Here is a 24,697-nt window from a genome sequence, read left to right on the forward strand (position 1 = left end):
TTTTGTGGATAATCCTTACTTTGGCACAAATACCTACCTATGCGCAGTATCCTTTTCCACGTTACCGTACTCCTCTTGTGCTTTACCCGTGTATTCGCCCAGCAACCTTCTCCTGAAGACTACAAAGTATATACAGCAGTATTCAGGCAGGATATGAGACAAAGAGAAGACAAGATCAGTAGTGTTACTATCATGAAAAAACTGGATATAAAAATAGATGACTCATGGGTGATAGAGATGCTACAGGAGGAAGGGCAACGCTACCCCGGGGCTAATATCAGAACGCTCTATAATGACAAAATGAAGACTCCCATTGATACGTCCATCTGGCAGCTCGTTCTTACATTTCACGACACACACCATGAAGGTGAATTATCTACAGCAGGGTTCCATCTTAAAGAAAAAATAAACCTGACTGACAGTTATCCTATCAGCTCAAAGAACTACGATAAAGACTGGAAGCGTTATTATAAAAAATACCCGCATGATGCGGGTATCTATTCCTTCTCAAGTGTAACTTATTCAGCAGATGGCAAAACAGCTGTTGTGTATCATGCAGCACATTGTCATAGTCTTTGCGGACATGGTCATATCACTGTACTGGAAAAAGCGGAAGATAACTGGCAGGTAAAATTTGCAGTCAGACTATGGGCCAGCTAAAATAGCAGGGAGCTACTCATTTTACCTTCGGCAACACCTCTGCCACCACACCATTTTCTTTTACTGTCATCTTACGCTCCTTCTCAAACTCAAACACCAGATCACGGTCTTTATCAAAGAAGACATCTTCCTTCTCTGCATACAGATGATATACCTTGTCCCTTATTGTCATCACCAACGAGCCTTTCCCCGTTGTAATCTTTACCTCACCTACATTTGGTCCTTTATATGTTCCCACGTAAGCCGATAATACCTTTTCCGATAATGATATTTCCTTCCGTTTATTCTGATAAGTAGCGGGGCCATGATCATAACTTAAAACATTCTTCATCTTCCATACACCATCTGTTTTTAACCAGAGATGTGTAAATGAGGCATGTCCATCCAGTTGCGGCCCCTTTCCTGTTTCCAGTATATAAAACACATGTTCTCCGGATAATACAGCCCCGTAAATCGCGTTGTCTTTCCTCAGTGGGAACACCTTATACGATCCGGCCACCGGCTCCCTTTTTAAATGCCAGTTGCTATTACTACACAGATTCTTACTGAATGATCTGACCAGTGCAGGCAGTCCGATAGTCGGTCCTCCTTTATCATGATAAAATTCCACATCCGGACTGAAGAAAGATCCCATTGCAGAAGTATCACAACGGTTGTAAGCATCCCAGAATAAACTATCCTGACGGATGATCAAAGCAGATAATTCAGCATCTGTCTGCTGGGCCGATAACATATTGCAACAGCATAAAAGCAAAAACGTGAACATTGTCTTCATGGTCGGGGTATATTTTATACCATACAAAATAACACAAAGCACCCGCTTTACCAATATGCTGAAAATCTCATTGCCATTCTTTATCTTGGTAAAAACGTCTTCTTATCATGAAACGATACCTGCTTTTATTCCTGTTGTTACCCTCTTTTGTGTATGCACAGCAAGACCATAAACTGGAAAAGGGATTAAGAGAGATCATCACAGGCTTTCAGGGCGATGTAGGCATCTATGTCAGGAATCTGAAAACAGGACGTTATGTGGATATCAACGCTGATACCATCTTCCCTACCGCCAGTATTGTGAAGATCCCTATACTGGTGGGCGTATTTGATAAGATAGAAAAGGGTGAACTTACTTATCATCAGCCACTCATCTATCGCGATTCCATTAAATACGGTGGCTCCGGATTGATGCAGTTTTTCAAAGACAGTACAGAAACAGACCTGAGTGTACTGGTTGCTTTAATGATGGCCTATAGCGATAATACGACTTCCCTTTGGAATCAGGCTTTAGCCGGCGGAGGACAGCGGATCAATGAACTCATGGCCCAATATGGGCTCAATGTTACCCGCGTCAACTCACGCACACCTGGTCGTGAGGCGATAAGAAATGTATATGGCTGGGGAATGACAACACCACGGGAAATGGCAGAATTGCTGGTAAAGATCCGTAATGGTGAAGTGATCAGTCAGAACGCCTCTTCCCGGATGTACAGGCTGATGACACATGGTTACTATGATGAAGTAGGATTATCGCAAATCCCTCCTTATACACAGGCTGCCCACAAATCGGGTTCTGTAGATGCATCCAGATCAGAAGTTATTCTGGTCAATGCGGCACATGGCGAGTATGTGTTTTACGTTGGTACTAAAAATAACAAGGACCAGAGATGGACCAGTGAAAATGAAGCGGAGAACCTGATCAGAAAAGTATCGGCCTATCTCTGGGAGTATTATGAGCACGGCGGCAAAAAGAAACGCAAAAGCAGATAGCTCATAAATATGGGTATAGCTTTCTATTGTGATAGAGCGCTATACCCATGAGAAATTTGAAATCAGCAGTATCAATTCCAGTCGGTAGGTGATTTACCGAACTTCTTTTTGAATGAGTTTGAAAAATGCGCAAGGCTCTCAAAGCCCAGATCCAGATAGATAGCAGAAGGTTTTTTATTCTTTTTCTCTATCAGGTGACGAGCTTCTGTTAATCGCTTATCCTGTAACCAATGTCTCGGCGCCATGCCAAATGCGGTCTTAAAATCCCGTTTGAAAGCGGCAAGGCTTCTCCCTGTAAGCTCTGCAAACTTAGTAACCGGCACGTTAAAGTAAAAGTTGCTAAGCATGAACTTTTTCAGGTCAATCTTATAAGGTGCTGAAAAATCGAATAAGAGATCGCTGAGCGCAGGCATCGCATGTAAGAGGAGTGTCACCGCCTCCTTTACCTTCAGTATCCCGATTGCAGGAGGCATGTTTGCATCCGGATTACGCGCATAAGGTACTATAGACTGGAAATACCCCTTCAGGAAATCATTTACCGGAATAAGCATATTACGTGGCCCGGCATAAGGCTGACGCACTTCTATTTTTTCTTCAAGGGCTACTTTTCTCAACAGATCTTCCTGCAGGGTGATCACAATCGTCTGATAGTTTTCACCCGGCAAAGGCGTTTTGGTGATCTGGCCCAACTGATTTTTTCCGATCAGCAGCATCTGCCCTTTTTGCAATGAAATCTTCTGGCGGGCCGTTTCCAGAGTAAACTGTCCTGCTACCTGTAATACCAGAGTATTATGTTCCAGAAAAGCAATATCCTGCTTTTGCTGACTGGAAAGATAAGAGTAGAACAATACCCCCGGAATGATGACTATCGGATTCTCCATTTCCATAAAGTTATGAAAGGTGCACGTCTTCTGCTACAATCCGCTAACGCTGCAGGTAAGTACCACCAAGAATCGCTCCGGGGCGAAATGGGTGTTTAATTGATTGATCTCGTCTGCCGTAAAAGCAATCTCCATTGCCTGTATGTTTTCCGGCAGCCTTGACCTGCGGCTCATGCTCACTAATGGCATAATATATTCCCCCTGTGCATTTACCCATGCGATAGCCAGTTGCGTCGGTGTGCAGCCCTTATCCACGGCCATTTGTTTCAACAATTCGACTTTCGCGAGGTTGTTGATCAGGTTCTCCCCCTGAAAACGTGGGAAGTGTAACTGATAAGCATCAGCCGGGAGCGGCGCTTTCATATCGCCGGTCAGCAGGCCTTCGGCAGTATTGGCGAACGCGACCACACCAATACCGAGTTCTTTTGCTGTTGGGAGGAGATCGCTTTCTATCTGACGGTCAGCCAGTGAATAACCTATTTCCAGAGCACTTACCGGATGAACGGCATGCGCTCTTCTGAGTTGGTCGGCCGTGATTTCAGAAACACCCAGATGGCGTACTTTCCCCTCTTTGATCAGGTCGGCTACTGTACCGATAACATCTTCAAGCGGCACACTGTCATTGAGCCTGCAAGGCTGATAAAGATCGATGGTGTCTATACCCAGACGTACCAGTGAATAGTTAATAAAGTTCTTAATTGCTACAGGACGCAAATCCAGCCCCAGCATCTGACCATTATAGAATATTGCGCCAAACTTCACGCTGATAAAAGCATCATCCCGTCTGCCTTTGATCGCCTTACCCACTAAGAGTTCGTTATGTCCGCTACCGTAAAAGTCGCCCGTATTTAAAAAGTTGATTCCACTATCCAATGCCTGCTGAATAGTAGCGATACTTTCCATTTCATCATTTGTACGGCTACCCCAGGTGGATGACATCCGCATACAGCCTAATCCCAGTTTAGACACAAGCGGACCATTGTTCCCTAATGTCATTGTTGCTATTGTTGCCATTGTTTATTGATTTAATGCTACAAAGGTGAGGATTTGAAAGCCCTGCCCGATTGCTTCAATGGCTCAATTTATTTGTCTGTATGGCTCACCTGTTTTATTGCCGGTTCTCTACGGAAGGCAGCTGCCAGAAGACACGGTTATTATTAGTGTGGTAAGTGATCACTTTTGTATTGCCTCTTACTGAGGTCTCAAACATATCCACGGCGGGGTCTTTACTGCCCGGCGGTAGCAATTCCACGTATTGCAACAGTTTGCCTGCTGAACGCGTCTGAGAATCATATTCGCTGTTCACCGGACATATCAGCCTGTACATGTGTTCTCCCATGAATTCGTACAGATACTGTTCTTTCTTTGTCGGCACCTGATGATAATTGGCGCTTGCGTTCAGATACATCGGTTTTCCATTAACCAGCCGTTCCCTTACCTCTTCCACGCTCAGGAAATTACCTTTTTCATCCTTCACATATGCATTGTCCTGTGGATCCATATAGATCCATTTATGGAGCGATGATATATAAACGGCGTTGATGACATGTCCTCCGTCAGGCTCGGGGTATTTGGAAGAGAAGCAGATCACACTACGGGATTTGAAACCCATCGAAAGAAAGATCTCATTCATGGCAATTGACAAGGGATAACAGCCCTGCCCTACTTTCTTTTCTCTATAGGTGTCAATGATATACCGGGCCGTCAGCACTGGCAATGACCGCACATCCTCATGCGGCACCTGATTATGAAACCATTCCAGTAAACGGATCGCCCGTTCCGTTTCAGATCCCTGTCCTGCAATACTGTCCAGCTGATAGGTATCACGCAGGGTCTTCAATGCCGGGTCTTCCGGAGACTGGTAGGTAAAAACAGGAAATGTCTGTTGCTGGGTCGTGTCATAGGGCGCTGTCTTTTTCAACTGACTTATCTGCAAAAGTTTCTCTTTACCGGGCTTCTGGGCGAAGGCCGCTGATGTGATCATACACGTCAGTAAAATGGTCATTGTGGTATATCTCATACCTGCAAATATATCAAAGGAGCAAAACGGACAGGCTTATTTTAGACCAATGACGCTACGGATGTCTCAGATATCCACTTTTCTCCGTTACACAGGTACACGGCAGAAAACACAGGATTGGCGGTAACAAAGGTCCCGTTTACCGGGAAATACTAAAAACAGGAAAAGAATGTGCAATTTAGCAGGATGAAACTGACATGGAATATACAGTGGCAGACGGCGGCTATGCACCTGCTGTTCTGGTCGCTGCTGATACTGTATCAGGCCGTAAGTTACAACTGGGAAAATACGGATCAATTAGGCTTCAGACTTGTGCCACAGGTTATATATGTATCTATTCCTGTTACCATTGTCATGACCTATATCAATCTCTATATAACGATGCCTTTGTATTACTATCGCAGGAAGTATATACAATACGCTCTGATGCTTCTTGCTACGCTGTTTCTGAGCGGTCTTTCCATGAGATTTCTTACACATACCTTCATATTGCCATGGGAAAAGGTACATGATCCTTTACGTTACGCGAGAGAGAATAAGCACTTCTGGATCCCGGTTCGCATATTCCGGATGTCATTACAAACCTACCCGGTTATTGCTGCAGCTTCCCTGTTGGAATTAATGCGTAAAGCGTATATACAGGAAAAACACCTTCGCGCATTGGAAAAAGAAAAGTTCTCGGCAGAAATTGCCTTGCTGAAAGCACAGATCAATCCGCATTTCTTCTTCAATACGCTCAACAGTGTTTATGCACTTACGCTGAAAGGTTCTGCCATGGCATCAAAAGTAGTCTTCAGACTTTCCCATCTGATGCGCTATATGCTCTATGATACCGGAGCAGATAAGGTACTGTTGCAGGACGATATTGACCATCTGGAAAACTATATCAGCATAGAACAAATGCGTTTCGCTGATCGGCTGGATCTGAGCTTTGAATACTCCGGTGACATCGCTGGTAAAATGATTGCGCCATTGCTGTTATTACCTTTTATCGAAAATGCTTTTAAACATGGTATAGAGGAAGATGCAGGCTGGATCACCATCCATCTGAAAGTAAGCGGGACAGGCTGTTTCTGAAAGTGGAGAACAGTTACCCGAAACATTATATCCCTCAAAGCGGTGGTCTCGGACTCAGAAATGTACAACGGCGGCTTGAACTGACTTATCCCGGACGGCACACGCTATTGCTGAACAAAACAACCGAATCTTTTGAAGCTGATTTAAAGATAGATCTATGAGCAACATCACCTGTATTGTCGCTGATGACGAAGAACTGGCAAGAGAAATTATAGAAAACTACATCTCACAGTTATCCCAACTGGAATTGATTGCCTCCTGTACCAACGGCATGGATGTGTATAATGTACTGAGAGAAAAGCGTGCAGACATCCTGTTTCTCGATATTAAAATGCCGCAACTCAGCGGGATAGAGCTGCTACGTACACTCAAGCAGCCACCGGTTGTTATTATGACAACTGCCTTTAAGGAGTTTGCGTTGGAAGCCTATGAACTGAATGTGATTGATTACCTTGTAAAACCGGTTTCTTTTGAGCGTTTTTTGAAAGCGATCAGCAAGTATGAAACACTGACAGGTCTGACGGGGAGAACAGTCCTGCCGGCTGTACCTGAACAGGCTAACAGCGAAACGCCGGCGTTTATCTATGTGAAGTCTGATAAGAAAATGGTCAGGGTATTACTCAGGGATATTTTATACATAGAGGGGCTGAAAGACTATGTACAGCTACATACAACAGACAAAACCATCACTACCTACCAGACCCTGACTTATTTTGAGGAAAAGCTTTCCGCCAATCATTTCGCACGCGTACACCGTTCTTTTATTATCTCACTTGACCACATCAGTTCTTATTCTGCTACGCAGATAGAATTAGGTGTACACAGCATTCCCATAGGTGCGTCTTATGCCCGGAACATCCTGAAAAAGCTACAGGCATAGCCCTGCAATCTTTAGATGACTACCTATGACTATGCCTGTTATAATGCGTATAATACTGATCAGCACTCTGAATAATCAGAAGAGAATTTTCCATTGATCGCATACAGCTTATCAATCCTGATTTCTGTCTGGTCTTCCAGTTTCAGCCATTGCAGGCCGTCCCGCTCGAAACGCTTTCAATAAGCCCATTGGCACGGGTAACACCACTATCTTCGTATAAAATGCCTACCTTCTGTTTACTTTCAAAAAGCTCCATTACATATGGATAAAACGTACCGCCAACCGGAATCGTATCTTTCTTGTCCATGGTGATTGTTTTTATGTACACAAATTTACCTATTAAAGATCGCATAACCAATCAATCCGGAAATTGTACAAATCAAGCGTAGATATGTATAAGTCCGCGCGCGGCCGGTGTAGGAAATTTGTGTTGTAATAAAAAGCAGACACAAATGAAAAAGACAGTATTTATCACCGGTGCGTCATCCGGTTTTGGAAAAGAAACAGTGTTAAAGTTTCATAATGAAGGCTGGAATGTTATAGCCACCATGCGTAATCCTGAAAAAGAGACCGGACTGGCAGCGCTGGAGAACGTGTGGATCACCCGTCTGGATGTTACAGATAAAGCCAGTATTACGGCGGCAGTTAACAGCGGACTTGAAAAATTCGGGCGTATCGACGTACTCGTCAATAATGCGGGTTATGGTGCTATCGGAACTATTGAAGCTGCTTCAGACGAAATCATCCGCCGCCAGTTTGAAGTCAACCTTTTTGGGGTGATCGATGTTACCAGAACGGTGTTACCTGTTATGCGCAGGCAACAGGCTGGTGTTATCATTAATATTTCTTCTATGGGTGGTCGTATCACTATTCCTTTTGGCGCATTGTACAACGCTACAAAATTTGCGCTGGAAGGGCTGACAGAAGCAATGCAATATGAATTGAATCCACTGGGTATCAGATTGAAGCTGATCGAACCGGGCAGCTACCGCACGAACTTTAATGGCAGTTCTATGGACTTCTTTGGTGCAGGTGACGTAACAGACTATCAGCCTATCTTTGAGAAATTCACGGCTATTGCTAAAAGTCCCGGCCGTGGTAACACTAATCTTACAGAAGTCAGTGATGCCATCTATCTGGCAGCAACAGATGCAACAGAACAGTTACGCTATGTAGTAGGCGCAGACGCTGCCCACATGATCAATTACAAACTGGAGAAAGGGGATCTTGCCTTTAAACAGATGGTATCAGGACACTTTGGTATATAATTCTCCGACGTATCTTTAGGTTATGCAGAACAGATATGTAGATATCAACACGATCAGTGAATTGCATACATTCTACGGATGTGGCAAACCACAACATCCGCTGATCACCGTTATCGATCTGCTGAAGGTGAACAGGGAGAGTATTCCCGCGGATGGGTCATTCTACCGGCTGGGCTTCTACAGCATTTTTTGCAAGCAGTTCAAAGGGCTCCTGAAATATGGCAGGTCACATTATGATTTCAGCGAAGGCTCACTGATGTTCACTGCCCCTCATCAGGTAACTTCCACCAGCAGGGATATGCAGATAGAAGAAGGCTGGGGATTGTTTTTCCATCCCGATCTCATTAACAATACGACTCTTGGCAGAAAGATCAATGATTACACCTTCTTTCACTATGATGTGAATGAAGCACTTCATGTATCGGAGGAAGAAAAACGAACGATTGGTGAATGTGTCAATAATATCAGGAAAGAGTATGCACAGAACATCGATAAACATACACAGGGACTTATTCAAAGCAACCTGGAATTGCTGCTGAACTACTGCAACAGGTTCTATGACCGTCAATTCTTCACGCGGGCGCATGTCAGCAATGATACGGTGGAACGTTTCGAACACCTGCTGAAAGATTATTTTTCGCAGGATTCTCTGATCGAAGCTGGCCTGCCGGATGTAAAATACTTTGCCTCCCGCCTGCACCTTTCTCCCAACTACCTTTCTGATCTGCTGAATAAATATACAGGCAAAACTACGCAGGAACATATTCACCTGCAACTGGTAGAACGGGCGAAGGCACTGCTGTGGAGTTCTGATAAGCCGATCAGTGAAATCGCCTATGATCTGGGTTTTGAGCATCCTTCGCATTTCACGAAGATCTTTAAGAATAAAACAGGACGCTCGCCGAAAGCGTTCAGAACAATCAGAAATTAAGGATTGTCAGAAAATTGGCTGTCATGTAGTACTATTATTCATACCTGCTTGATAGCATACTTAAACACTATAAAAGGAGTGGCTCTTCTTATGAGAAGAGCCACTCCTTTTATAGTGTTATAAATTTATTGGCTAATCACCTATGCAAGTGAAGTTCTTTCGCTATCAAAGAACAAGTCACTTCATATCATATGCAGCCAATGATGAAGTTAAAATGCTGATTCGTAATTCTCATGGGTACAGTACCTGTGCGGCCTGTTTATCTTTTGTAGATAACACTGTCGCGCCGCTACCACACTGACCGCCATTCATCAATGAAGACGCATCGGTACCACCTACACCGGGAACAGCTGTAGCGCCTGACTCACCGATAGAAGACCAGTTCGTATGTCTGAAAGACACATTATGTCCCATCTCATGACAGATGGTACGTGCACGCTGTGCAAAACTATTGCCGGCAATATAGGCTTTGTTGATACGGATGGTGCTACCAGCGCGGCCACCGGAAGGGAATGTACCGGAACCACATACGCCACTGCCCAGATTGCTGTCAACAATGATTACATCATAAGAAGAACCTGTGGTTACTGTCCAGTTGATAGAACAACCGGAAATAGCATTCCACTGGCTGATCGCAGAGTTGATTTCTGATGTCATGGAAGTCATGGAAGCATCGATACGCAGACGAATGTTTGTTACATTGGTAGCAGAAACCAGACTACCTGTATAATACTGTTCTGTTTTAGGCTTACCTGAAGGTACTTCCATGTCTTTAGGGAATACGATGTCGCCTTCAGCAATAAACTCTTTTGCATTTTCGACAACCGCATTATCCGGGAATCCCAGATCGCGGATGTAAGCGCGTACTTTAGCTGCGTTATCGTACTCGGTTTGAGGCGTCTCGCCGGGGCCATCGGCTGACTTTTTACAGGCTGCAAAACAAATGGTCAGGAGGAGCAGCAGAGGAAGAAACATGTTTTTCATGTTGTTGCATTTAGGTTTTAAAAGTGAAAGATCAGGGTATGAAAAAGCATTATCAGGACGCAGAACATCATCACCATGCATGCTTGCTACATAGGATACCACAGGAAAAGTTATTCAATAGCTACAGCGTTCACTTAAACGTCGGTATACATTAGGCTCTCAAAAAAAGTTCTGCGAATTTGATTGATTACGATTTAGTTCAGGCTGACAGATTTAGATTCGGGTTTTATCAATGTTACAAATATTTATTCAGGAAAGAAAGATATTTAATTGGGCGGCTGAGAAGAGATCTCAGTCAAATTATCTAAGTCGCCTCTCCCACTGATGCACATACAGAAAAATGGGCCAAACCCCACAAAGAGACTGGCCCATTATATTAAAACAGTTTAATTTTCTTTTTGCTTTACTATCCGCACAAACTTTCCATTTTCATATTCTCTTATAGACTCTTCGTTACCATTATCATCATATTCAATATTAAGACCGTGCTCTAAGCCATTCACATAATTTCTTTTAAGCCACAATTTCCCGTTTTGATAACCATCTGACACCCCATTAGCTAAATAGTTTTCACAATTCACTACATAACTATAAAATGAAAACCTACGGTCTTCCTCTTCCTCAAAATCATAATCGTGAAAAATACCATTCCCGTTAGTTAACGTTTCTTTTTGTTTTCATCAAAACAAATCAGGTATTCATTCAATTTATTGAAGCGTTCATTTTCAATTTTTTTAATCGTGTGGTAACTTCTTATCTGTCCATCATCAAAATATCTCCTGATGTGAATTTTTTCTGTTTCGTCCTCCCAATATTGCGCTTTTATAATGCCGGTATCATAAAATCTATCCCTGAATACCATATTCGAATTATAACTGTCTTTTATTATTCTTTTTGTGTGCGATTTCAATTGCCCATTCGGATAGTATTTCAGTGTATGTTCCATGTTTTTAACAGTACTATCAGTTCTTTTCTCCTCATATGGCTGTCCTTCTTTGAATTTCTTTTCCCCAATCTGTTTACCTTTACTGTAAAATATTTCCTCTATTTGAACACCGTCTACGTATTTTTCATATTTCCCTTCCGGCACTCCTTTCTTTACTTCTAAAACTTCTACAACATTATCGGTTTTATGCTCTACCCGGCCGGTATATTTTTTATCTATCGGTTTGATAAATTGCTCCTGATGTTCTCTGATGAAAGCTTCAAGGTCTTTGTATAATTGTGCATTTATCTTGAAATAAGGAATGTTGTTTTTATTAACAGTGTCGGACTTTCCCTTCAGATAAAGGAAATACACCTTCTCGACCAGCTCATAATATTTCTTATTGGGTAATTGCTTTAAGCCATTTAACACTGCCGGGAAATATTTATCATAACCATTGTCAATAAACTGGCTGAAACCACCATTTGTAACCTGACCGTCTAAATACCACCAGAAGAATAGTAATTTTTGCCCGGGTGATGTTACTGCAATTGCTTCAGTCAGGTCTTGTTGTTTTTTCTCCAGATATGCAGCGACCATTTTTGATAACGGACTTAATACAGCCCAGTTAAAATCCATATTATGCAATCTGTAATAATCAATCGGGGATATCTCTGGCCGGATCTGGTTTTCCGGATCAGTTTTATTATAAAGATCTCCGTTTAAATGTTCTTCAATGAATGCTTTGTCCCCAGTTGATAGTTTGTAATTAGTCTTCATGGAATAAAATCTGTTTGGTTTTTCGGGCAATTATTGCCTTTGGGAGGCAATAAATATACACAATTATCATAATGCAAGACTAACTACTTTCCTACCACTAATAACACAAAAGCGGACAATCCTTCAAACAAGAAGAATCATCCGCTTTTATCTCCACAGCAGCGTATTACTGCTCAATTTTTAACACTTAATTCCTGATTAAACAAGAACGCCGCCGCCATCCACAGTCAGTATCTGTCCTGTTGCAAACGCCTGTTTCATCATATACACAAATGTCTGTGCAATATCCTCTGCCACACCCACTCTTTTCACCAGCAATGAATTTCCCAGCGTGGTGAAAATATTCTCCCTATCGGCTTCCGGCATACCATTCCACAGATTCGTTCTTACTACACCCGGTGCTACCAGATTCACTCTTACAGGCGCCAGTTCTACCGCCATAGCACGCGTAAATCCTTCCATAGCCATACAGATGCTGGCTGCTACACCCCATCCTCCATTTGGACGCTGACCTGCATTACCACCGGTAAGATTGATAGAGCCCCCTTTTCTGATATAGGGTGCCGCGTATTTTACAGCTGCAAATGCGCCCCAGTAACGCACGTTAAAAAATCGCTGTGCATCTGCGATATTGGTCTTACTGATCTCCTGTAAGGTCAGGTTCTCCCCTGCCGTATAGATCAGGTGATCAAAACTACCTGCGCCTTCAAAAAAAGCACGGATGTTTTCTTCATTTGACAGGTCAACGGCATATCCTTCACTACCGGCTGGTAATTGTTTGAGTGCATCGTTCATACGCTGTTGATTACCTGACACAATTACTACTTTCGCGCCTTCTTCTGCAGCGGCAATTGCTGTTGCCAATCCGATACCGGAACTCGCGCCCAGTATAATTACCCGCTGGCCTTCTAATGTCTGTTTCTGAGTCTGTTTTTCCATGATTATTCGTTTGATAGGTCAAAGGTCGCCCGCACCGGAATCATGGCACTTAACAAATGGTAAAAAAGGAATTCCTGCTTCAAATTGCAGATATTTGCTACATGGATAGTCAGTTATTCAATTATCTTCAGCCGGGAAATGCTTTTACTGCAGCAGAACAGTCAGACATTCTGCAGGCATTTGATAGTAAGACCTTCAAGGAAGGAGAAGTGCTGTTCCATTCAGGAAATGCCTGCCGGCAACTTTTTTTCATCTGTCAGGGTGTGATCAGAATATTGGTACAGGGAGACAATGGTAACGATGTGACGCACTTCTTTATCAATGAAAATCACTTCTGTACGATTCTAAAAAGTTTCACTACACAGACAGTCGCACATGAGTCCATTGTAGCGGCCTGTGACCTCGAAGTATTGGTCATTGACAGAGCGGCTTTGCTGGATCTCTATAAGACTTATCCCCTGTTGAAAACCCTGATAGACGAACGTATACAACAGGCTTTACTGGAAAAAATCGTTACCCGTAATGCTTATCTGGGCCTCGATTCCACAGCCCGCTATCAGGTCTTTCTGGAAAAACAGCCGGATATTGCCAGAAGGGTACAACTGAGAGACATTGCCTCCTATCTGGGTATCACCCCGCAATCCCTCAGCAGGATCAGGCGAAACAAGGCCTTATAGCTTTCCATCCCTGCCGGAGAACCGTTCATCTAAAATGAAATGTTAATATTTCCTGTATTCTTGATTATCTTTTTCAGCTGCCTTAGCTTAGCCCATAATGAGTAATTCTACCCTTTTACTAAAAACGGTCCTGTTTTTTATACTGGTGCTGTCAGGCGGAATCGCCACAGCGCAGGTACGGGTATACGGTACAGTATACGATCGTTCCGGCCGTTTTGGTATGCCCTATGTCAGCGTTATGAGTTCCAGTGGTGGTGGCACTGTTACCGACTCACTGGGTCGTTATAGTCTCAATATGGCTCCTGCCGATTCCCTCAGCTTTTCCTATCAGGGCAAAGCCACCATGAAGATCCCGGTAGCCGAGATCCCGCGTAACCGTCCTTTTGATACCAAAATACACGTGGACGTTACGACCCTGCCTACTGTCGTCGTGGAAGAAAAGAGGAGAACCTATCAGATGGACTCCATCGCCAACCGTATGGAATATCAGAAGGTGTTTAACTACAGTCCCGAATATATCAGTACAGGTAGTACCGTCGTTGGCTTCAACCTCGACGCCCTCCTATCTATGCGGAAGATCAAAAGAATGGAAAGGTTCAGGGATCACCTGATAGAGCTTGAACAAGAGGACTATGTCAGTCACCGTTTCAATAAAGCGCTTGTCAAAAAACTGACGGGTATCAGCGATTCCACAGCACTGGATGCCTTTATGCAACGCTATCGTCCGAGCTATTACCAGATCCTTGAATACGATACAGAATACGACTACTTCAGATACATCAAAGACCTCGGCCGTTATTTCAAATATGACTGGAAACGCGAGCATCCTGACAGCAAATAAGACTTTTTAGGACGTCCTACACAGGCATGTATGCATATATAGGAGATAGTCCCTATATTTATATAGTAAATACAGGGCTCAAGAATAACTCCAACAGATATGAAATGGCTTAAGAATATCCTGGCCAGGTTATACGCTATCTATGCATTGATCGTCTTCATCTGCACTATGCTGATCATGCTACTACCTATGTGGCTGGTCTCTCTGCTTCCCGGACCACGAAATATCCACTATTTTATGGCGCTCGGACGCGGCTGGATGCATGTATTCATGCCCCTGATTTTTTGTCCGGTGAGGGTGAGGGGGAAAGCATACTTCGACTCCGACCAACCTTATATCATTGTGTGCAATCACAATTCCATGATGGACGTTCCTACCACCACCTATGCAGTTCCTGCTGCCAGTAAAAGTCTGGCCAAGGAAGAAATGAAAAAGGCGCCGGTCTTCGGCATCATGTATAAGGTAGGTTCTGTATTGGTAAACAGACATGATCCTGAAAGCCGTAAGCGCAGTGTAGCGGAAATGAAAGAAGTGCTGAACGATGGCGTACACATGCTGCTGTACCCGGAAGGGACCCGCAACAAAACAGATGATCCGCTAAAATCTTTTTACGATGGTGCATTTACACTGGCTATCGAAACACAAAAACCAATTCTGCCCACCGTCATTTTCAATACGCGTAAGATCATGCCTCCGGGAAAGGTCTTTTATGCTCTTCCGCACGCAATAGACATCCATTTTCTGGCACCGGTTGATACAACGGGATTGACGGCCGCCGATCTGGAATCACTGAAAGAAAGGGTATTTAAAACGATGTGGGAGCATATCGAACAAAACTGGAAAAAATAATAAACAACATAATCATACAAGCCATAGGCTATTCATATAAAAACGAAGAAGGCGCATATGATATGCGCCTTCTTCGTTTTTATATCTTTCACTAACTGCGTAGCTACAAGTCGTAGAACGTTCGCGATCGGTTAATCCTGAGGTCTCTCAAAATACCTGATTTCGGACTGATCGTGATACTGAACTGACGGTATGTACCGATCGGCACCAGGTTGATCGACATCTGCCAACAGTGCAGGTCACGGGAGATATACATATTTGTATATGCCAGCTTCTGCTCGTTGAAGTTATAACCACTGGTTACACCGATTTTCCATTTTGGCGTCAGACTGAAATCACCGTTAAAGCTCAGATACTGATTGAAAGTATTTACGACCCCACCAGAGTCAGGAATGATCTGTTTGGAATAGGTCATACTATACGACAGATCCAGCTTCCATGGAATATCGAAATCCACATATTCACCCGGATTCCTTCTTACCTGCTCCAGCTGACGCTGTTGGGCCTGAAAAGCGGCATCCGTGCTCTGTTCATTCTCTATATTGTTGATTTGCTGTTCTTTATCTTTTGCTTTCTTATCCTGAGACTGGAAGGAAGTACTCATGGCGATACTCGCATTTGTCAGACGACCAAGGCTGAGTTTACCGGTATTCCACACATAGTTATCCAATCTCCGGCCACGGGAATTCACCTCATACGGATCTATACTACCACTGGCTGTAATGTTCAGTTTATCAAACAGATTGGTACGGGCATAGATACTGAATGGCGCCAGTTTGAAGCTGTCTGCCAGCAGGTTATAAGACGTATTAATACCAAAACCATCCAATAATTTGATCTTCTTTTCATGGTTGGCAGAAGTATCTTTCTTCGAGAAGACCTTCATTTCAAGGTTGTTATCCAATCCGAAGGAGATCGATCCGGCACGCCCATCCGAAGGCACACCAACTGAGGAGCTAAGGAAATAAGACTGTCTTAAGCTATCCCCATCTCTGTTATATTGTAGATAATAATAAGCGTTTTTAGCAAGGTCAGGCTGATAACTCATACTGATTGTGGGACGCATCACGTGTCTGATAGCCTTAATCTTGGACGTCTTGCTGAACTGGTACATACCATACACGGCGGTGGACAGTGAAATACTGGCACTGGCCTGTCTGGCGGTATAAAAACCAGATTCATAAGTTGTATCGATACCACCAAGGGAGTCAATGCTGACACGCTTGTTAGGTTTCCATGTCCTGATTGTTTTCTTGGTAAACCAGTATTCTGAGTAACTCACGCCCGGTGACAGGGTAAAGTTTTTAAATACCGGAATAGAGAATGAGATAGGTACGGAATGTTTTACACCTGACTGCAACGCATCAAACATCTGTGATTTACCGAACACGGAGTCTTTAAAGGTCACGCTGTTATTCAGTGTACCATTATACCCTACCCCCAGTTTATGATACCATTTAGCCTTACCCACCACTTCTTTTGGCTGGAAAGGATAGATCGTATTCACGGTGAATGTTGCTGAAGGGAACGCAATGTTCACGTCGCGGGTAGTCAGGTTCTGTGAGTGCGACAGACTGGAGGTAAAGTTGAAAGGCTTACCCTGCCAGGTCTTCGAAAAGTTGATGGAAGAGGATAAAGTATTGGTTACGCGGGAAGCATAGTCAAATACGTTATAGGTATTGAATTTTGCCGTACCGAAGTTCACACTGGCTCCGAAGGTTACACCCGGACGGGCCTTGCTGTCCATACTGTGGTTCCAGGTAAGACGGAAGTCACGCGATTTGGTAAACTCTGTTTTTACTGCCGGATCACCGAAACGTGTATTAGCGATACTCAGGGTAAAACCACCATTATAATGGTAACGCTTGCGATAAGTAGGGCTTACCATCAACTGCCAGCTACCATAAGAATAGATCTCACCACGCAGGGTCATATCAAAATTGTCTCCCAGACCTATATAATAACCACCATTTTGCAAACCCATCCCTTTTTGTGCATTCACGATATAACTTGGCACCAGGATACCTGATTGTTGGCCGTGTGTGATCGGGAATATGGCAAAAGGTATAAATAATGGCGTCGGTACCCCTTCAATTTCAAGGTTTGCCGGACCGGATATTACCAGTTTATCAGGAATAACTTTGATCTTATTGGCTCTGAACTGGAAGTGAGGGGTATCCAGATTACAGGTAGTGTAGCCGTTTTTGTAACCAAAGATGCTGTTGTCAGGTTCGCGTTTGGTCTGCTGACTCAACACAAATCCTTCCCCATACTGTGAACGGGTATTGATAATCTTTGCACGATGTGTTGCGATATTCACCCTCAGTGTATCTGAGTCGAAAGCCTGTCCGTTATCTTCCAGCTGCGGGCGGCCGTAAGGTTTACCGGCAGTATCGGTCGCTGTGGTAGCTTCCATAATACCTGTAGCCTGATTATAAGTCATACGTTCCGCGTTCAGGGTCGTTTTCTGATATTTGGTATTAGCGGTACCATAAAAATAGAAACGTTTATCCGGCACGAGGAGTACGATAGAATCTTTTGCTTTATAGGTAATAGGAGCTTCCAGACTATCTTTCGATACCTTTGGCATATCCAGACTATCCGTACCAGTGCTGTCGTCAGGGAACCCATCATCGTTCATCTTTATCTCCTCAGTACTCACCGGTGCCACTTTCTGAGGCAGTTTGGTGGTATCAGGGATGCGATGACTCGTATCCGGGTTTGGTACGGTATCTGTGAAACTTTTGTTAAAACGTACTCCGGCATTTGGCGCGGGAGTTGCTACTGCGTTTATTATAAAAGGAATGACAATTAATATACCTGCAAAAGTCAGGTATATCTGTCGCAAAAACTTTTTATAATTATTTTTGTAATTCAGGTGCATGTGTTAAGCGGGCACAAACCTACAAGATTTTATACAAATTATTATCAATTGTAAAACGAAAATGAGCGCCAGGCCAAACAAAGCATCCAGTCATTTATCGAACGACAAAATACGAACGACAATCCAAGGAACAAAGCGGACGCTGCGCTCCCTGAACAATTTAACAGAATACTAACGCCCATTAAATTATATAAAAACTGAATCATGCGCTGGAACCGATTTTGGATATTTTTCGGATGTGCCATCTTCCTTGGGACTATCCTACTTTACGCGACGAACCGACCTCTTATTGGCAAAAAACAAAATCCTCCGCTCCGGACCATCATTATAGATCCAGGCCATAGTGCGCAGACACCTGGCGCCCGTGGTAAATATTCTACTGAAGAAGGTGTCGTGCTGGACGTGGCCCTGAAACTGGGGAAGATCATCGAAGAAAATATGAAAGATGTACGTGTAGTATATACGCGTAAAACCAGAAATGCCCTCGGCTCTACCCTGCGTGCTGACCTGAATGAGAGAGCGATCATCGCCAACAGGGAAAAAGGAGACCTTTTTATTTCAATTCACTGTAACTCAGCAGGTCCCACCCGTAAGGTGACCGGTTACAAAACAGTCTATATTAAGAAAGGTAAAAAGAAGGTGCCTGTAAAAAGAGCCATCTATGCGACTTCCCCAAGCACTGCTCAGGGTACTGAAACATATGTATGGGCTACCGGTAAGAACAATGCCAAGACAGAATCACTGAAAGAAAGCTCCGTAATCATGCTGGACGCCAACTCGGAAGATGCAAACTCCGTATTGGATATGTCTGATCCTGAAACCTTTATATTATTAAACACCCTGCGTAACGCCTATTTTGACCAGAGTCTCCGCCTGTCTACCCTCATTGAAGATGAATTCACCAATGTAGGCCGTATCAGCCGTGGCGCCCGTCAGCGTGACGAAAAAGGTATCTGGGTACTTCAGGCGACCGCCATGCCAAGCGTACTGGTGGAACTGGGCTTTATCAGCAATCCGGAAGAAGAAGACTACCTGAACTCTGACAAAGGACAACAGGAAGCTGCCAATTGTATCTTCAAAGCCATCAAACGTTATAAAGATGAACTGGGCCGTTACAGTGCTCCGGAAGACAGACAGTCCGCTGCTCCCGCTTCCGGCGAACAGTCCACTCCTGTCAGCTACCGCTCTCCGAAGTCCAGAAACAACGACACCCGGAATGCCGTAGCAGCGACAAAAACCAAAACACCGGCGCCGGCTGCGGTTTCATCCGGCTCAAAGACTAAAACAGCTACCCGTCAGGTAGCTGTCCGGAAAGAGCCGGAAACGCCCGCCTATAAATATGATATCCAGTTGCTCGTAAGTGACAAAAAGTACACCCGCGACGCTGCTATCTTTAATAAACTAAGGGGGACCATCCGGAAAGAACAGCTGGTCGCCAACAGTAAAAAGATCAATAAGTATAAATATATGGGGCAGTTTCCGGTCCCAGGCAGAAGTCAATGCTGCTTTGCGTCAGGCAAAGCAGCTTGGCTTCCGGAAAGCGGTACTGATGGGACAGGGTAATACGAAAGGCCAGCTGGCAGCAGCCGCATCTGCTCCCGCTGCCACCCCTTCTGTTCCTAAAGTCAGCTTTAAATATGATGTACAACTGGTCATCACCGACAAAAAATACACCCGCAGTGCCCCCGTCTTTAAGGATTTACGCGGTACGATCATACGGGAATCAGTCGTCATCAACCGCAAAACATTAAATAAATATACCTGGGTGAACTTCAAAACCGAAAAAGAAGCCAATGTCGCACTCAGCAAAGCAAAAAAAGCAGGCTTCTGGAACGCCACAGTAGTGACCGCAGACAATGACCGTATCGCCAGCAGATAAACCTCTCCAACTTAGCTAATACACCACACACATTCCCGTTACCTGACCCACCCCAAGATCTCCTTTAACAATATATTAGATTAATTTCTCCCGAAAAGCTGCATATTTGCCTGCCGTCATCGAAAACGGTATCAGATTTGGTATAGACGCCCGGCATCCGGATTGTGATTGCCCGCAACCTTTTTTGATTATTTTTGTAGCAACGTATAACGTATTCTATGCTTAAAGTATCTAACGAAACCAAAGTAGGCGTCCTTGCAGCTGTATCAATTGCATTGCTGATTTTGGGTTTTAATTTGTTAAAGGGTAAAAGCCTTTTTTCAACCAGTAAGAAAATTTACGCCCAATATACCCAGGTAAATGGCCTTCAACCATCCGCAACCGTTCAGGTAAACGGACTTGTAGTGGGTAGCGTGTCTAACCTGGAACTCATGGATAAAAACGCCGGAAAGATTCTGGTGGAACTGCGTATCACCAAAAAGATTGACATTCCGCAAAATTCAGTTGCGCGTATATCCAGCGACCTTTTAGGTACTAAAACCGTGCAGATCGACTTTGGTAACGCTAATGACTATCTCAAAAGCGGCGACACGATCTATGCTGCTGTCGATGGATCCATCACAGACGCACTCAAAGAACAACTGAACCCGCTCGTGAAAAAACTGGAGGGTACACTGGGTTCCGTGGATTCTGTGCTCCTGACCGTTAATTCTATTTTCGATCCGTCTACAAAAGGTAATCTGCGTGAAGCTATCGCTCACCTGAATACCACCATGAACAACTTTACCCGTACTTCCGCCTCTTTAAATGGTATGCTGGATCCTCAGCACGGAAATGTAAAGGCAACGTTCGACAACCTCGAAGCACTGACTGCTAATCTTAAGAACAATAACGATAAGATCACCGCCATCCTCGGTAATGCAGAAAAAACAACTGCTGCCCTTGCAAACGGTGAACTGGATAAGACACTGGTACAATTACACCAGCTGTCAACACGCCTGAACGAAACAATTACCAAATTAAATAGTACCGATGGCTCAGTAGGATTGATGCTGAATGACAAACAGGTATACAACAACCTGCAAAATTCACTCAGTAACCTGAACAAACTGCTGGAAGATCTGCGCGTGAATCCAAAACGTTACGTACACTTCTCCCTGTTTGGTAAAAAAGCGAAAGTACAGCCCATACCATCTGATACCGCGAAGGCACTATAATCTTGAAAATGCAGCACTTAGCAAAATGCGGGCTTCTCCTTGCCGGACTTTTTCTGGGAGGCATCTTCACTGCCAGAGCGCAGGAAGCAGAATCTTCGCAGAAAGACACCACACAGGTTATTCACATCATTCAGTCCGATAAGCTGAATGTGCTCACAAAAGACAGCTTACAGCTGAACAGATTTATCGGTAATGCCATTTTCCGTCAGGGAAATACTTTATTTTATTGTGACAGCGCATTGATCAACAGAGCAGCCAACGTACTGGATGCTTATGGTCATATACATATTAATCAGGCCGATAGTATTCATATCTATGGAGAATATCTCCACTATGAAGGAAATACCCGTCTGGCCACCCTCCGCGATAATGCCCGGCTGACAGATGGTAAGGTCACCCTCTCCGGTCCGGAACTCCTCTACGACATGAATGCCCGTATCGGTACTTATGTAAAGGGCGGTAAACTGGTCAATGGTAAGAGTGTGCTCACCAGTCAGGAAGGTTACTATTATGCGGATACCAAAGATGTCTACTTCAATTACAACGTATTGCTGGTCGATCCGCAATATACCCTTACCACAGATACTTTATTATATAACACCGGCACTAAAATAGCCACTATACTGGCGCCTACCACCATCAATGATGGTAAGAGCGTCATGTACACTACTTCCGGTGAATATAATACCGAAACAGGGGAGGGTAATTTCGACAGCCGGCCTACAATCGAGGATAGTACCGCTACCATCACGGCCGACAGGATCACGATGGATAAACGTACCGGTCTGGCTTATGCTGTAGGGAACATGATCTATCGCGACACCGCACAGAAAATGACCCTGTTATCCAACTATGGTACCGTCAATCAGATCGAGAAAACCGTATTAGCTACCCAACATCCGCTGATGATACTGGAAAGGGAAAAAGATACCCTCTTCCTTGCTGCGGATAGTCTCTACTCCGGCATTGTAAAAAAAGATACCACTACAGCAGCCGCTGTGAAAGTATCCGCTGATACAGTGAAGCCTGTCACCCGTGGCCGTCGTTCCCTGCCGGTGCAGAAAGTAAGTCCGCCGGTCACACCGGATACGGTAAAAACAGCACTCCCTGATTCAATACCGGATATTCCATCCGACACTTCTGCATTCGCCAAAAGACTGCAAAGTGCCATAGATCCTGAAAGCGCAAAATTAAAACCAGTGATGGTTGCTCCGCCGGGACCGGATACCATACCGAAACTACCAAATGCATTGGCCAAACTGGTTGACAGTACCAAAGCACTCCATGCGGATAGTGTCGTATTATCCAAAGATTCCGTCTTAATCGCATTTAAAGAAAAAGCTGCCGCACTGGCAAATGATACCAGCAAACTGCCTCACCCGGCAGGTATTGTACTGGCAAAAGATTCTATCGGTATCCTGAAAGCAAAAGCATTGTCCATTCCCAATGATACCAGCGGTATGGCCAAAGCCCTGACACTGCCTGCCGATACCAGCGCACAGCAACAGGATACTACTGAAATCAGGTTTATCAGGGCATGGCACAATGTGCGTATCTACTCCGACTCCCTGCAGGGAGTGGCAGATAGCCTGTACTACTCTGGTAAAGATTCCATCTTCCGCTTCTACAGAAACCCGGTATTATGGGCTAATGAAACACAGCTGAGTGGCGATACGATCTTTATGTATACCAAAAACCAGAAGGCTGACAAACTGCTGCTGGATCAAAACGGACTGCTCGTAAAAGAAGCAGGAAGGAATATGTATAACCAGATCAAGGGTAATCAGATCACCGGTTACTTTACCGGACAGGCCATTGACTGGATGCACGTGGATGGCAATGCTGAAAGTATCTACTATGTTCAGGATGATGATAGTGCCTATGTGAGTGTGAACAGAACCCTGAGTGGGGTGATCAATATTTATTTCAGAGAAGGACAACTGCATACGATTTCATTCATCAAAGATCCGGAAGGTACTATGTATCCCTTCGGACAGCGCCCGATGGACCAGATGAAACTGGAAAACTTCCACTGGGATATCAAACGCAGACCGAAGAGCAAATATGAATTGTTCGGTACTGCAGGAGAGATCAAAAAGAAAGAAGAGGAGGCGCCTAAAAAAGAAGAAGACGAGTTTTGATAAGAAAATTATTATCACCCATCTACCAGTATTAAAGCAAAAGCCGTGCAGTAGGGATCATTCTGATCATCTGCACGGCTTTTGCTTTAATACTGACTAATTCAGTGTGACAACAGGCTTATCGTCTATACTGCCGGTTTGCAGATCGGCTATCTATTGCAGCTTTGCTATTCCCGTTTTGCTCATCATCCTGAACAGGGCTAACTACGCCCTCGATGGTGCTATTTTATCCCCGGTATCATCTTATGGTATTGTATCTATAATTCAGCATACACGCTACTATTGCCGGTGTATTGCTGGCGGTCTGTATTCCTCTGCGAGGGGATTTTTCTCTTCTCCTTTCTGGCTACCCGACTGCGACTGGCGACACTACCTGAGTATGCACCACCGGAGCCAGCTGCCTGATATAGGTATGATTGCCGGCATCAGATTTACCATGTCAATATTTATTGCGGCCCTGGCTTATACGGCGGCCGATTGGCAAATCACTTCAAAAACAGCCATCATAGCGACTTTTCTGTCATCGGGGTTAATTGGATATAGCTTTCTCAAACGGTCTGCGCGACCTTTATTTACAATAGCAAAAATAATAATCTGTATCTTGGCACCGTTATTGCAAAGCAATGCAATAATTTATGAAGCGTCTGTTCATAACCCTGCTACTTGGAGTGTGTATTCAAACAGTGAATGCACAAACAAAAGGTAATCCGCAATTGGGATTACGTCTTGGCCTGCCATTCGGTGCTACCGCACGCTATTTCTTCAGCGATGCAAATGCTGTCGAAGGTATAGCCGGCGTGTATTCCGGGACCTTTACCGTGACCGGCCTCTATGAACGCCATTTCGATCTTTCTCCGCAAACAACGGAAGGTCTGGGATGGTTTATCGGAGGTGGTGCGCATCTGGGCTCCCGAAAAACGGATGGGAATATGAAATTTATAGCAGGCGTGGATGGCATTGGAGGAATGGATTATACCTTCCCATCTCTGCCTTTGAACCTGAGTCTTGACTGGAAACCGGCTATTCACTTCAACACCTCTTCCGATCTCACGGATTTTGCGTTATCCGTACGATATACCTTCGGAAGGTAAGAGAGG

24 protein-coding genes are annotated in these 24,697 nt (G+C 44.2%); 15 read left to right on the top strand and 9 right to left on the bottom strand.

Annotated elements, in window-relative coordinates:
• Positions 1 to 39: 39 nt before the first annotated feature.
• A complete protein-coding gene (locus FEF09_RS13130) occupies positions 40 to 660 on the top strand; it encodes a hypothetical protein (RefSeq protein WP_146305539.1) in 621 nt (206 codons plus the stop codon).
• A gap of 16 nt (positions 661 to 676) precedes the next feature.
• Here the strand turns inward: FEF09_RS13130 and FEF09_RS13135 are convergent, their stop codons facing one another.
• On the bottom strand, positions 677 to 1,393 hold the full coding sequence (locus FEF09_RS13135) for a DUF4440 domain-containing protein (protein WP_186774328.1): 717 nt from the start codon (positions 1,391 to 1,393) through the stop codon (positions 677 to 679).
• 149 nt (positions 1,394 to 1,542) lie between these two features.
• On the opposite strand from FEF09_RS13135, the gene FEF09_RS13140 reads away from it, so the two are divergent.
• Positions 1,543 to 2,427: a serine hydrolase gene (locus FEF09_RS13140; RefSeq protein ID WP_146305541.1), complete on the top strand. Its 885-nt coding sequence runs from the start codon at positions 1,543 to 1,545 to the stop codon at positions 2,425 to 2,427.
• A gap of 71 nt (positions 2,428 to 2,498) precedes the next feature.
• Here the strand turns inward: FEF09_RS13140 and FEF09_RS13145 are convergent, their stop codons facing one another.
• The 3 genes from FEF09_RS13145 to FEF09_RS13155 form a co-directional block, all read right to left on the bottom strand.
• Positions 2,499 to 3,308 (bottom strand): helix-turn-helix domain-containing protein, encoded by an 810-nt coding sequence (locus FEF09_RS13145; protein ID WP_146305542.1) that lies wholly within the window; start codon positions 3,306 to 3,308, stop codon positions 2,499 to 2,501.
• A gap of 33 nt (positions 3,309 to 3,341) precedes the next feature.
• A complete protein-coding gene (locus FEF09_RS13150; RefSeq protein ID WP_261387468.1) occupies positions 3,342 to 4,322 on the bottom strand; it encodes an aldo/keto reductase in 981 nt (326 codons plus the stop codon).
• 94 nt (positions 4,323 to 4,416) lie between these two features.
• Complete coding sequence (locus tag FEF09_RS13155; protein WP_186774329.1) at positions 4,417 to 5,292, bottom strand: transglutaminase domain-containing protein; 876 nt, start codon at positions 5,290 to 5,292, stop codon at positions 4,417 to 4,419.
• Between the two features lie 222 nt (positions 5,293 to 5,514).
• On the opposite strand from FEF09_RS13155, the gene FEF09_RS13160 reads away from it, so the two are divergent.
• On the top strand, positions 5,515 to 6,405 hold the full coding sequence (locus tag FEF09_RS13160) for a sensor histidine kinase (protein WP_146305544.1): 891 nt from the start codon (positions 5,515 to 5,517) through the stop codon (positions 6,403 to 6,405).
• Positions 6,406 to 6,562: 157 nt separating this feature from the next.
• Positions 6,563 to 7,285 carry a LytR/AlgR family response regulator transcription factor gene (locus FEF09_RS13165; RefSeq protein ID WP_146305545.1) on the top strand — a complete coding sequence of 241 codons (723 nt, stop codon included), beginning with the start codon at positions 6,563 to 6,565 and terminating at the stop codon, positions 7,283 to 7,285.
• A gap of 142 nt (positions 7,286 to 7,427) precedes the next feature.
• Here the strand turns inward: FEF09_RS13165 and FEF09_RS13170 are convergent, their stop codons facing one another.
• Positions 7,428 to 7,613 (bottom strand): hypothetical protein, encoded by a 186-nt coding sequence (locus tag FEF09_RS13170; RefSeq protein WP_146305546.1) that lies wholly within the window; start codon positions 7,611 to 7,613, stop codon positions 7,428 to 7,430.
• Between the two features lie 124 nt (positions 7,614 to 7,737).
• Here FEF09_RS13170 and FEF09_RS13175 point away from each other — a divergent pair, with 124 nt between their 5' ends.
• Together FEF09_RS13175 and FEF09_RS13180 are read left to right on the top strand one after the other, a co-directional pair.
• A complete protein-coding gene (locus tag FEF09_RS13175) occupies positions 7,738 to 8,553 on the top strand; it encodes an SDR family oxidoreductase (protein ID WP_146305547.1) in 816 nt (271 codons plus the stop codon).
• Between the two features lie 22 nt (positions 8,554 to 8,575).
• A complete protein-coding gene (locus tag FEF09_RS13180) occupies positions 8,576 to 9,484 on the top strand; it encodes a helix-turn-helix domain-containing protein (RefSeq protein ID WP_146305548.1) in 909 nt (302 codons plus the stop codon).
• A gap of 231 nt (positions 9,485 to 9,715) precedes the next feature.
• Here the strand turns inward: FEF09_RS13180 and FEF09_RS13185 are convergent, their stop codons facing one another.
• From FEF09_RS13185 to FEF09_RS13195, 3 genes are all read right to left on the bottom strand, one after another.
• Positions 9,716 to 10,468, bottom strand: a complete 753-nt coding sequence (locus FEF09_RS13185) for a M57 family metalloprotease (RefSeq protein ID WP_186774330.1) — start codon at positions 10,466 to 10,468, stop codon at positions 9,716 to 9,718.
• A gap of 658 nt (positions 10,469 to 11,126) precedes the next feature.
• Positions 11,127 to 12,173, bottom strand: coding sequence for a DUF4375 domain-containing protein (locus FEF09_RS13190; RefSeq protein ID WP_146305550.1), 1,047 nt, complete (start codon positions 12,171 to 12,173; stop codon positions 11,127 to 11,129).
• 198 nt (positions 12,174 to 12,371) lie between these two features.
• Positions 12,372 to 13,112, bottom strand: coding sequence for an SDR family oxidoreductase (locus FEF09_RS13195; protein ID WP_146305551.1), 741 nt, complete (start codon positions 13,110 to 13,112; stop codon positions 12,372 to 12,374).
• A gap of 101 nt (positions 13,113 to 13,213) precedes the next feature.
• Between FEF09_RS13195 and FEF09_RS13200 the strand changes: the two genes are divergently transcribed.
• From FEF09_RS13200 to FEF09_RS13210, 3 genes are all read left to right on the top strand, one after another.
• Positions 13,214 to 13,789: a Crp/Fnr family transcriptional regulator gene (locus FEF09_RS13200; RefSeq protein ID WP_146305552.1), complete on the top strand. Its 576-nt coding sequence runs from the start codon at positions 13,214 to 13,216 to the stop codon at positions 13,787 to 13,789.
• Between the two features lie 97 nt (positions 13,790 to 13,886).
• Positions 13,887 to 14,630, top strand: a complete 744-nt coding sequence (locus FEF09_RS13205; RefSeq protein WP_146305553.1) for a carboxypeptidase-like regulatory domain-containing protein — start codon at positions 13,887 to 13,889, stop codon at positions 14,628 to 14,630.
• Positions 14,631 to 14,729: 99 nt separating this feature from the next.
• A complete protein-coding gene (locus FEF09_RS13210; RefSeq protein ID WP_146305554.1) occupies positions 14,730 to 15,479 on the top strand; it encodes a lysophospholipid acyltransferase family protein in 750 nt (249 codons plus the stop codon).
• 103 nt (positions 15,480 to 15,582) lie between these two features.
• Here FEF09_RS13210 and FEF09_RS13215 read toward each other — a convergent pair whose 3' ends face one another.
• Entirely contained in the window at positions 15,583 to 18,327 is a 2,745-nt protein-coding gene (locus FEF09_RS13215; protein ID WP_146305555.1) for a putative LPS assembly protein LptD, read from the bottom strand.
• A 240-nt stretch (positions 18,328 to 18,567) separates the two neighbouring features.
• Here FEF09_RS13215 and FEF09_RS13220 point away from each other — a divergent pair, with 240 nt between their 5' ends.
• The 6 genes from FEF09_RS13220 to FEF09_RS13245 all read left to right on the top strand — a co-directional run bounded on the left by FEF09_RS13220 (position 18,568) and on the right by FEF09_RS13245 (position 24,691).
• A complete protein-coding gene (locus FEF09_RS13220; protein WP_146305556.1) occupies positions 18,568 to 19,926 on the top strand; it encodes an N-acetylmuramoyl-L-alanine amidase in 1,359 nt (452 codons plus the stop codon).
• Entirely contained in the window at positions 19,913 to 20,242 is a 330-nt protein-coding gene (locus tag FEF09_RS13225) for a hypothetical protein (protein WP_146305557.1), read from the top strand. Before FEF09_RS13220 ends, FEF09_RS13225 begins: the two co-directional genes overlap by 14 nt.
• 218 nt (positions 20,243 to 20,460) lie before the next feature.
• Positions 20,461 to 21,459, top strand: coding sequence for an MlaD family protein (locus FEF09_RS13230; RefSeq protein WP_146305558.1), 999 nt, complete (start codon positions 20,461 to 20,463; stop codon positions 21,457 to 21,459).
• Between the two features lie 8 nt (positions 21,460 to 21,467).
• The gene (locus FEF09_RS13235) at positions 21,468 to 23,600 is read left to right on the top strand and encodes an OstA-like protein (protein WP_146305559.1); all 2,133 of its coding nucleotides are present in this window, start codon (positions 21,468 to 21,470) and stop codon (positions 23,598 to 23,600) included.
• A gap of 436 nt (positions 23,601 to 24,036) precedes the next feature.
• A complete protein-coding gene (locus FEF09_RS34760; RefSeq protein ID WP_409994856.1) occupies positions 24,037 to 24,306 on the top strand; it encodes a hypothetical protein in 270 nt (89 codons plus the stop codon).
• Complete coding sequence (locus tag FEF09_RS13245; RefSeq protein ID WP_186774338.1) at positions 24,236 to 24,691, top strand: hypothetical protein; 456 nt, start codon at positions 24,236 to 24,238, stop codon at positions 24,689 to 24,691. Before FEF09_RS34760 ends, FEF09_RS13245 begins: the two co-directional genes overlap by 71 nt.
• Positions 24,692 to 24,697 lie beyond the last annotated feature (6 nt).

The organism is Chitinophaga pinensis (assembly GCF_007896845.1).
Classification (GTDB): domain Bacteria; phylum Bacteroidota; class Bacteroidia; order Chitinophagales; family Chitinophagaceae; genus Chitinophaga; species Chitinophaga pinensis_C.

Excerpts from the sequence above, each read along its gene's own strand:
- FEF09_RS13160 (WP_146305544.1), top strand. The coding sequence starts at position 5,515 with ATGAAACTGACATGGAATATACAGTGGCAGACGGCGGCTATGCACCTG.
- FEF09_RS13190 (WP_146305550.1), bottom strand. The coding sequence starts at position 12,173 with ATGAAGACTAATTACAAACTATCAACTGGGGACAAAGCATTCATTGAA.
- FEF09_RS13165 (WP_146305545.1), top strand. The coding sequence starts at position 6,563 with ATGAGCAACATCACCTGTATTGTCGCTGATGACGAAGAACTGGCAAGA.
- FEF09_RS13245 (WP_186774338.1), top strand. The coding sequence starts at position 24,236 with ATGAAGCGTCTGTTCATAACCCTGCTACTTGGAGTGTGTATTCAAACA.
- FEF09_RS13230 (WP_146305558.1), top strand. The coding sequence starts at position 20,461 with ATGCTTAAAGTATCTAACGAAACCAAAGTAGGCGTCCTTGCAGCTGTA.
- FEF09_RS13180 (WP_146305548.1), top strand. The coding sequence starts at position 8,576 with ATGCAGAACAGATATGTAGATATCAACACGATCAGTGAATTGCATACA.
- FEF09_RS13135 (WP_186774328.1), bottom strand. The coding sequence starts at position 1,393 with ATGTTATCGGCCCAGCAGACAGATGCTGAATTATCTGCTTTGATCATC.
- FEF09_RS13220 (WP_146305556.1), top strand. The coding sequence starts at position 18,568 with ATGCGCTGGAACCGATTTTGGATATTTTTCGGATGTGCCATCTTCCTT.
- FEF09_RS13145 (WP_146305542.1), bottom strand. The coding sequence starts at position 3,308 with ATGGAGAATCCGATAGTCATCATTCCGGGGGTATTGTTCTACTCTTAT.
- FEF09_RS13155 (WP_186774329.1), bottom strand. The coding sequence starts at position 5,292 with ATGATCACATCAGCGGCCTTCGCCCAGAAGCCCGGTAAAGAGAAACTT.
- FEF09_RS13200 (WP_146305552.1), top strand. The coding sequence starts at position 13,214 with ATGGATAGTCAGTTATTCAATTATCTTCAGCCGGGAAATGCTTTTACT.
- FEF09_RS13140 (WP_146305541.1), top strand. The coding sequence starts at position 1,543 with ATGAAACGATACCTGCTTTTATTCCTGTTGTTACCCTCTTTTGTGTAT.
- FEF09_RS13235 (WP_146305559.1), top strand. The coding sequence starts at position 21,468 with ATGCAGCACTTAGCAAAATGCGGGCTTCTCCTTGCCGGACTTTTTCTG.
- FEF09_RS13225 (WP_146305557.1), top strand. The coding sequence starts at position 19,913 with ATGGGACAGGGTAATACGAAAGGCCAGCTGGCAGCAGCCGCATCTGCT.
- FEF09_RS13210 (WP_146305554.1), top strand. The coding sequence starts at position 14,730 with ATGAAATGGCTTAAGAATATCCTGGCCAGGTTATACGCTATCTATGCA.
- FEF09_RS13150 (WP_261387468.1), bottom strand. The coding sequence starts at position 4,322 with ATGGCAACAATAGCAACAATGACATTAGGGAACAATGGTCCGCTTGTG.
- FEF09_RS13175 (WP_146305547.1), top strand. The coding sequence starts at position 7,738 with ATGAAAAAGACAGTATTTATCACCGGTGCGTCATCCGGTTTTGGAAAA.
- FEF09_RS13205 (WP_146305553.1), top strand. The coding sequence starts at position 13,887 with ATGAGTAATTCTACCCTTTTACTAAAAACGGTCCTGTTTTTTATACTG.
- FEF09_RS13185 (WP_186774330.1), bottom strand. The coding sequence starts at position 10,468 with ATGAAAAACATGTTTCTTCCTCTGCTGCTCCTCCTGACCATTTGTTTT.
- FEF09_RS13130 (WP_146305539.1), top strand. The coding sequence starts at position 40 with ATGCGCAGTATCCTTTTCCACGTTACCGTACTCCTCTTGTGCTTTACC.
- FEF09_RS34760 (WP_409994856.1), top strand. The coding sequence starts at position 24,037 with ATGTCAATATTTATTGCGGCCCTGGCTTATACGGCGGCCGATTGGCAA.
- FEF09_RS13195 (WP_146305551.1), bottom strand. The coding sequence starts at position 13,112 with ATGGAAAAACAGACTCAGAAACAGACATTAGAAGGCCAGCGGGTAATT.